Origin of the sequence: Pseudomonas sp. Xaverov 259 (assembly GCF_019352915.1) — a bacterium.
Taxonomy (GTDB): Bacteria; Pseudomonadota; Gammaproteobacteria; order Pseudomonadales; family Pseudomonadaceae; genus Aquipseudomonas.
Window position 1 is genome coordinate 192,404 of sequence record NZ_JAAAFV010000042.1, and the last position, 8,752, is coordinate 201,155.

Here is an 8,752-nt window from a genome sequence, read left to right on the forward strand (position 1 = left end):
CACAACCCTGCATACCCAGACCAAAGGACAGGGAGCCCTCGACGCATGCCTACGCCACGACACACACGCTTTTTACTCAGCCTCGCCGCCACGGTCGCCACCGGCACCGTGGTCGCCACGCCGCTGGATATTCCGGCCGGTTCGCTGGACAAAACCCTGCTGAGCATTTCCCAGCAAAGCGGCAAGCCGATATCGTTTGAGCAACACTTGGTCAGCGGCCTGAATGCGCCGGCGATCAAGGGCGATTTGAGCGCTGGCGAGGCCTTGCAGATTGCCTTGCAGGGCACTGATTTGCAGGACAGCGAAAGCGCCAGCGGCATTGTCTTGAGCGCTGCACCGCCGGTAGCCGCCACTGCTTCAGTCGCGACGGGCGTGGAAAGCCCCTCGGTGATCCCGCAATTGCAACGCATCGAAGTCACCGGCAGCGCCATCCGCCGGGTCGATGCGGAAACCGCTGTGCCGGTGACCATCCTGCGCACCGAAGAACTGAAAAAACAGGGCGTCACCAGCACCGAGCAACTGATCAGCCGCATTTCCGCCAACCAGTCCTCGGTCGGCTCCGGTCGCTCGATCGGCTCCAGTAGCGGTGGAGCGGCCTTTGCCGATTTGCGCGGTATTGGCCCGAACAAAACCCTGGTGCTGCTCAATGGCCGCCGCCTGGCCAACAACGCCACCAATGCGATCAACGGCTCGGGTGTCGACCTCAACACCATCCCGTTTGCCGCCATCGACCGCGTGGAAGTGCTGCGCGACGGCGCCTCGGCGCTGTATGGCACGGACGCCATCGGCGGAGTGATCAACTTCATCACCAAAAAAAGCGTGACCGACGGCCAACTGACCCTGGGCGGCAGCACGCCAACCCGTTCCGGCGGCGGTGAAACCAATAACTTCAGCGGCAGCTGGGGCTTTGGCGACCTGGAAGAAGACCGCTTCAACGTGTTCGGCGTGGTCAGCCACGACAAACAGCAAAGCCTCAAGGCCAAGGACCGCGACTACACCTACAACTACCAGCCGGGCCGTGGCCTGGATTATTCATCGGGCATCGCTTCACCGGCCAACTACAGCCAGGGCGCGAATGCGAGCAACCCACTGGCGGCGTCCGGCTGTAATGCCCCCGGCTTGATTTCGCGCAGCGGCATTTGCCGGCAATCGCTCTGGAGCTACCTGGACCTGGTGCCGGAAACCGAAAAGACCTCGTTTTTCGGCAAGGCCAGCGGCAAGTTGGCCGATGACCACACTGTGAGCCTCGAATATTTCTGGGCGCGCAACCTTAACCGTACTCAAATCGGGCCCGGCTTGCTGCAAGGCCTGCAAGTGCAACCCGGCACGCCGTACTACCCTGGCAACGGTATCACCCCAGGCCCGAGCCAATTTGCGCTGGACCCCACGCAACCGGTCGACGTGAACTGGCGCGAAAGCGAAGTGGGGCCGCGCAAGCATGAAGACGACAACGTCGGCCAGCGCCTGCTGCTGACCTTCGAAGGCACCCTGGCGGGCTGGGATTACAACGTCGGCGCGGCCTACAACCAGAACAAAGTCACCAACGCGATCCAGAGCGGCTATGTGGATGACCGCGCGGTGGCCAACGGCATCAACACCGGCGTGATCAACCCGTTCGGCCCGCAGTCAGCCGCCGGCCGCGCATTGCTCGATGCCAGTGGTGTGGATGGCGATTACGGCACCGCAGTCGGCCGGGTCAAAAGTATCGATGGGCGCATCAGCCGCGACATTGGCGACTGGTTCGGCGCGGGGCCGTCGGCGCTGGCGCTGGGCGGTGAGTACCGCAAGGAAGACTTCCACCAGGACTTCGCCGCCTTTGCCGCCAATGTGCAAAGCCTGGGCGTCGACCCTGCCGCCACGGTGGCGGGTGACCGTACCGTGTCAGCGCAATACGCCGAGGTGAATGTGCCGGTGCTCGACAGCCTGGAACTCTCGGCCGCGTTGCGCCATGACAAGTACAGTGACTTTGGCAACACCACCAACCCCAAATACTCGTTCCGCTTCCAGCCCTTCCGCGAGCTGGTGGTGCGTGGCGCCTACAGCGAAGGCTTCCGGGCACCGTCCTTGTATGAGTTGTACAACCCGAACTTCACTACCTTCACCGTGGCCAACTACAACGACCCGCGCCTGTGCGCCGGTGGCCGGCCGAGCAACGGTGGCCTGGCCAATCGCGACTGTGCGCAGCAGTTCTTCAGCCGCAATGGCGGCAACCAGAGCCTGAGCCCCGAGACCGCGCGCAACGTGACCTTGGGCTTTGTGTACCAGCCGGTCACCAACCTGTCGGTGGGCCTGGACTTCTGGTGGATCAAGATCGCCAACCAGATTGCCGAATTCCCCGAATCGGCGGTGTTCGAACAACCGGACCTGTACGCCGACCGCATCGTGCACAAGGCCGATGGCTCCATCGACCATATCGTCACCGGGCTCGCCAACCTGGGCAAGGTCAAGACCAATGGTGTCGACGTGAGCCTCGACTACCGCTTTGCCGAGTCCAAATTCGGCCAGTTCGGCGCCAACCTGCAAGGCACTTACGTTGATCGTTATGTGTACCAGCAACAGCTCAAGGGTGACTACATCGACAAGGCCGGTGACTTTCGCGGCGGTGATTTTTCCTCGGCCGGTGCCGTCGCGCGCTGGCGTCATAGCCTGACCGGCACCTGGAACCAAGGCCCGCTCGGCGCCTCGCTGACCAACCGCTATACCAGCGGCTACAACGACTACAACCGCGCCTACCACGACAAAGTCGGGGCCTGGAGCGTGTGGGACCTGGCCGGCACTTATACCTGGCGAGATACCGCACAGATCACCGTGGGCGTGCAGAACCTGTTTGACCGCGAGCCACCGTTCAGCAACCAGACCTCGACGTTCCAGAGTGGTTACGATCCGCGTTATTCCGACCCGTTTGGGCGCACGTTGTATAGCCGGGTTTCCTACAACTTCTGAGCCTGAAGTACTGGCTCAAGAACAAAGCGATTCAACTGTGGGAGCTGGCTTGCCTGCGATAGCGGTGTATCAGTCGATGAAATACTGACTGACAGGGCCTCATCGCAGGCAAGCCAGCTCCCACCCTTGATCTTCAGTGTTTTCAAGAAAGGAGCCACCGTTGTGACCCTGTTTCGTTTCATCTTGGGTACGCTACTGATAGGTCTGTGGGCGCCGTTTCTGCTGGCTCAACCCACGCACGCGCTGACCGTATACGGCGAGGCGCCAAAATACCCGGCGGGCTTCCAGCACCTGGATTACGTCAACCCAAACGCCCCTAAGGGCGGCAGTTTTCGTCGCTCGTCCATGGAAGGCGGCGCGTTCGACCACCTGATCCCCTATGTCGACAAAGGCACCGGCATCACCCAGATCCAGGGCTGGCTGTACAGTCCGTTGGCTTACCGCGCGCAGGACGAGCCCTACACCGTGTACGGCCTGGTGGCCCAGCGCATGGAGCTGGCGGACGACCACACCTGGATACGTTTCTACCTCAACCCCAAGGCGCGTTTTGCCGATGGCACGCCCATCACCGCCCAAGACGTGGCCTACACTTTCAAGCTGTTCATCACCCAGGGCAGCCTGGCCTACCGCCAAAGCTTTGCCGATGTTGACCAGGTGCTGGTGGAGTCGCCGACCCAGGTGCGCTTTACCTTCAAAAGCGCCGACAACCGCACCTTGCCGCTGGACATCGCCTCGTTGCCGGTGTTGCCGGAGCATTGGTGGCGCGGGCGCAATTTTGCCAACGGTGGTGGCTTTGAACCGCCGCTGGGCAGCGGCCCTTATCGCATCAGCGCAGTGGACAACGGCCGCAGCGTCACCTTCGAGCGGGTCAAGGACTGGTGGGGGCAAGACCTGCCGGTGAGCAAAGGGCAGTACAACTTCGACACCCTGCGCCTGGAATTTTTCGCTGATACCGATGTGTCACGCCAGATCCTGCAAGCCCAGGGCTATGACTTCAACCGTGAGTTTTCGGCCACCAGTTACTCGGTGGGCTACGACGGCGAAGCCCTGCGCGACGGGCGCCTGCAACGTGAGCAACTGGCGCCCAACGCCGTGCAGGGCACCCAGGGGTTTGTGTTCAATCTGCAAAAACCGCAGTTCCAGGACCGCCGGGTGCGCGAGGCGCTGAGCCTGTTGTGGGACTTCGACTGGAGCAACCGCCAGATCATGCACGGCATGTACCTGCGCCAGCGCAGCTTCTTTTCCCGCAGCCCATTGGCGGCCAGTGAGCTGCCCGACGCCCAGGAGCGGGCGCTACTTGAACCCTGGCGCGGCCAGGTGCCGGAGGCGGTGTTCGATGAGGTCTATCAACCGCCGCACACCGACGGCAGCGGCCGCATTCGGCCACAGCAGGCGCAAGCCTTGAAGTTGCTCGAAGCAGCGGGCTGGACACCCAAGGGCGACCAATTGGTGAATGCCGAGGGCACGCCGTTGCATTTCACCTTCCTCAACAGCCAGAAAGGTTTCGAGCGTTTGTTGCTGCCGTACAAGCGCAACCTGGCGCAGATCGGCATCGGCTTTAACATCCGCATGATCGACTCGGCCCAGTACACCAACCGCGTGCGTGCCAGGGACTACGACATGATTGTTGTGGGCTACCCGGTCAGCCCATCGCCGGGTCGCGAGTTGATCAACTACTTTGGCTCCGAAAGCGCCGACGACCCGGGTTCCAACAATTACATGGCGCTGCGCAACCCGGCAGTAGACGCATTGATCGATGGCCTGGTGGGCGCCAAAGACCGACCGAGCATGGTGCGCTACGCCCATGCCCTTGATCGCGTTTTGCAGTGGGGCTTCTACTGGATTCCCAACTACTACCCGCCAGGCTCGTCGTCGCTGTGGTGGAACCGTTTCGGCCGCCCGCGCACCGCGCCGCTCAATGAAGTGGGGATCGACACCTGGTGGGAGCTGAGCCCGACGCCGCTGACCACCGCGCAAATGCGCGAACTGACCGAGGTGAGCCAACATGCTGGCCTATAGCGCACGCCGTTTACTGCTGATCGTGCCGACCCTGCTGTGCATTCTGCTGGTCAATTTTTTTATCGTGCAGGCCGCGCCCGGTGGCCCGGTGGAGCAAGCCATCGCGCGCCTGCAAGGCATCGGCACCCAGGCCTCCGTGGCGGGCACCCGCGTGGAAGCGGGCAGCAATGAATCACGCACCACCCGCGGGCTGGACCGCGCACTGGTGGCCGATATCGAGCGCCAATATGGCTTCGACAAACCCTTGGGCGCACGCCTGTGGCTGATGCTCAGCAGCTACGCGCGGCTGGATTTTGGCGACAGCTTCTTTCGCGGCGCCAAGGTCACCGACCTGATCCTGCAAAAACTGCCGGTCACCTTGTCGCTGGGCTTTTGGGCCACGCTGATCAGCTACCTGGTGTCGATCCCGCTGGGCATCCGCAAAGCCGTGCGCCATGGCAGCCGCTTTGATGTGTGGAGCAGTGCGGCGGTGATCATCGGCCATGCCATGCCGGCGTTTCTGTTTGCGTTGTTGCTGATCGTGGTGTTCGGCGGTGGCAGCCTGTTGAACTGGTTCCCGGTGCGCGGCCTGGTCTCGGAAAACTTCGCCAGCCTGTCGTGGGCGGGCAAGGTCGTCGACTACTTCTGGCACTTGGTGCTGCCGGTGTCGGCGCTGGTGATCGGTGGTTTTGCCACCCTGACCATCCTGACTAAAAACAGCTTCCTCGATGAAATCAGCCGCCAGTACGTAGTGACCGCACGGGCCAAGGGCTTCAGCGAAAAACAGGTGTTGTACAAGCACGTGTTTCGCAACGCCATGCTGTTGATCGTGGTGGGGCTGCCCCAGGCGCTTACGGCCATGCTGTTCGGCGGCTCGCTGCTGATAGAAGTTATTTTCTCCCTCGACGGTCTCGGCCGCTTGAGCTACGAAGCGGCAGTGGCGCGGGATTACCCCGTGGTGTTCGGCACGCTGTTTATCTTCACCTTGGTGGGGCTGGTGATCAAATTGCTCGGTGACTTGTGTTACCGGCTGCTGGACCCGCGGCTGGATTTTTCTGCGAGGGCGCATTGATGCAGGCTTTTTCCCCGACCACACGCCGCCGCTGGCTGCACTTCAAACGCAATCGCCGGGGCTGGTGGTCGCTGTGGCTGTTTCTGGCGCTGTTCGTCGCCTGCCTGGGCGGTGAGTTGCTGGCCAATGACAAACCCTTGCTGGTGTCTTATCAGGGCGCATTGTATTTCCCGGCATTCGAGCGCTATACCGAGCAGGATTTTGGCGGCACGCTGCCGTTTCAACCGGACTACCGCGACCCTTACGTGCACGAGTTGATCGAAGGGCAGGGCGGCTGGATGCTGTTCGCGCCGGTGCCGTTCAGCTACGACACGGTCAACTATGACCTCACCGCACCTTCGCCCACGCCGCCCAGCGCGCAGAACTGGCTGGGCACCGACGACCAGGCGCGGGACGTGCTGGCGCGGGTGATTTTCGGCACCCGCGTATCGCTGTTGTTTGCGCTGGCATTGACCGTGGTGAGCGCCTTGATCGGTATCGCCGCCGGCGCGCTGCAAGGCTATTACGCCGGCTGGATCGACCTGCTGGGCCAGCGCCTGATCGAGATATGGTCCGGGCTGCCGGTGCTGTACCTGCTGATTATCCTTTCCGGGTTTGTCGAGCCGAGCTTCTGGTGGCTGCTGGGGATCATGGCGCTGTTTTCCTGGCTGACCCTGGTGGACGTGGTGCGCGCCGAGTTCCTGCGCGGGCGCAACTTGGAATACGTGAAGGCCGCGCGCGCCCTCGGTGTGGGCGATTTTGCGGTGATGCTGCGGCACATTTTGCCGAATGCGGTGACCACCACCTTGACCTACCTGCCGTTCATTCTGACCGGGGCGATTTCCACACTCACGGCCCTGGATTTTCTCGGCTTCGGCATGCCCGCCGGCAGCGCGTCGTTGGGTGAGTTGATCGGGCAGGGCAAAAACAACCTGCAAGCCCCATGGTTGGCGCTGACGGCGTTTTTTGCGCTGGCGCTGATTCTGTCCCTGTTGGTGTTTATCGGCGAAGCCTGCCGCGACGCCTTTGACCCTCGATCCTGATAAGTGAGCCGTTCCGTGACTGATGCGTTGATTGAAATCCGTAACCTGCAAGTGGCGTTCGAAGGGTACAAGGCGGTGCGTGGCATCGACCTGGATATCCGCGCCGGCGAATGCCTGGCGCTGGTGGGCGAGTCGGGCTCGGGCAAGTCGGTGACCGCGCATTCGATCCTGCAATTGCTGCCGGCGCACACCACGCACACCCAAGGCAGCATTCGCTACCTGGGCGAAGAACTGCTCGGTGCGCCGGCTGCGCGCCTGCGCCAGATTCGTGGCGACCGCATCGCCATGATCTTTCAGGAGCCGATGACCTCGCTCAACCCGCTTTACAGCATCGAGCGCCAACTGTCCGAAACCCTGCTGCTGCACAAAGGCCTGGGCGGCGCCGCCGCACGCGAACGGGTGCTGGAGCTGCTCGAACTGGTGGGCATCCAGCAGCCGCGCCAACGCCTGAATGCCTACCCGCATCAACTCTCCGGCGGCCAGCGCCAGCGCGTGATGATCGCTATGGCGCTGGCGTGTGAGCCGCTGCTATTGATCGCCGACGAACCTACCACCGCGCTGGATGTGACCGTGCAGCGGCGCATTCTCGCGCTGCTCAAAGACCTGCAACAGCGCCTGGGCATGGCGCTGCTGTTGATCAGCCACGACCTCAATGTGGTGCGCAGCATCGCCCAGCGCGTGGCGGTGATGCGGGCGGGGCAGATCGTCGAACAGGCTGACTGCCAGGCGCTGTTCGGCGCGCCGCAACATGCCTATAGCCGTCAGTTGCTGGAAGCCGAGCCTGAAGGGCGTGCGCTCGACCGTGAACCGGCGGGTAACCTGCTGGAGGTCGACGACCTTAGAGTCTGGTTCGCCCAAGGCGGCCTGTTGCGGCGCAAACCACCGATCAAAGCGGTGGACGGTATCGGCCTGCGCTTACAGCGTGGCAAGACCTTGGGGATTGTCGGCGAGTCCGGCTCGGGCAAGTCCACACTCGGCCAGGCGATTTTGCGGTTGATCGACGCCCAGGGCAGCATCCGCTTTCAAGGCCAGGCCCTGCACGCGCTCAAAGGCAAGGCGCTGCGGCCGTGGCGGCGCAAGCTGCAAGTGGTGTTCCAGGACCCGTTCGGCAGCCTCAGCCCACGCATGAGCTTGCAGCAAATCATCGAAGAGGGCCTGCGTGTACACACCGACCTCAATGCCGCCCAACGTGAAGCCGAAGTGATCAGCGCACTGCGCGACGTCGGCCTCGACCCCGACACCCGCCACCGTTTCCCCCACGAGTTTTCCGGCGGCCAGCGCCAACGCATCGCCATCGCCCGCGCACTGGTGATCAAACCGGACCTGATCCTGCTCGACGAACCCACCTCGGCGCTCGACCGCACCGTGCAAAAACAAGTGGTGAGCCTGCTGCGCCGCTTGCAGGAGGAGCACGGCCTGACCTACCTGTTTATCAGCCACGACCTGGCCGTGGTGCGCGCCTTGGCGCACGACTTGATGGTGGTCAAGGACGGCGTGGTGGTGGAGGCGGGGAGTACCGAGCAATTGTTTGAGGCGCCGCAGCATGCGTATACGCGGGATTTGCTGGTGGCGTCGTCATTGCGGCCACTGGAATAATCAGTTCCCACAGCGCTTCGGCAGGCAACAAAGATCAACTGTGGCAGGTGGGCTGTTGTGGCGAGCAGGCTTGTCGAATCGTCGCACCGCCTGCGTTGGGCTGCGAAGCAGCCCCAGTAAA

Annotated in this window: 5 protein-coding genes; all 5 read left to right on the forward strand. The window is 62.6% G+C overall.

What is annotated here, in order from left to right:
- Positions 1 to 45: 45 nt before the first annotated feature.
- The 5 genes from K0H48_RS19185 to K0H48_RS19205 all read left to right on the forward strand — a co-directional run bounded on the left by K0H48_RS19185 (position 46) and on the right by K0H48_RS19205 (position 8,631).
- Positions 46 to 2,943: a TonB-dependent receptor gene (locus tag K0H48_RS19185; protein ID WP_257627035.1), complete on the forward strand. Its 2,898-nt coding sequence runs from the start codon at positions 46 to 48 to the stop codon at positions 2,941 to 2,943.
- A 162-nt stretch (positions 2,944 to 3,105) separates the two neighbouring features.
- Positions 3,106 to 4,962, forward strand: a complete 1,857-nt coding sequence (locus tag K0H48_RS19190) for an extracellular solute-binding protein (protein WP_219268708.1) — start codon at positions 3,106 to 3,108, stop codon at positions 4,960 to 4,962.
- Positions 4,949 to 6,013, forward strand: coding sequence for a microcin C ABC transporter permease YejB (locus tag K0H48_RS19195; RefSeq protein ID WP_219268709.1), 1,065 nt, complete (start codon positions 4,949 to 4,951; stop codon positions 6,011 to 6,013). The genes K0H48_RS19190 and K0H48_RS19195 overlap by 14 nt, the downstream gene beginning before the upstream one ends.
- Positions 6,013 to 7,035: an ABC transporter permease gene (locus tag K0H48_RS19200; RefSeq protein WP_219268710.1), complete on the forward strand. Its 1,023-nt coding sequence runs from the start codon at positions 6,013 to 6,015 to the stop codon at positions 7,033 to 7,035. The genes K0H48_RS19195 and K0H48_RS19200 overlap by 1 nt, the downstream gene beginning before the upstream one ends.
- Before the next feature lie 15 nt (positions 7,036 to 7,050).
- The gene (locus tag K0H48_RS19205) at positions 7,051 to 8,631 is read left to right on the forward strand and encodes an ABC transporter ATP-binding protein (RefSeq protein ID WP_219268711.1); all 1,581 of its coding nucleotides are present in this window, start codon (positions 7,051 to 7,053) and stop codon (positions 8,629 to 8,631) included.
- The last annotated feature ends 121 nt before the right edge of the window (positions 8,632 to 8,752 follow it).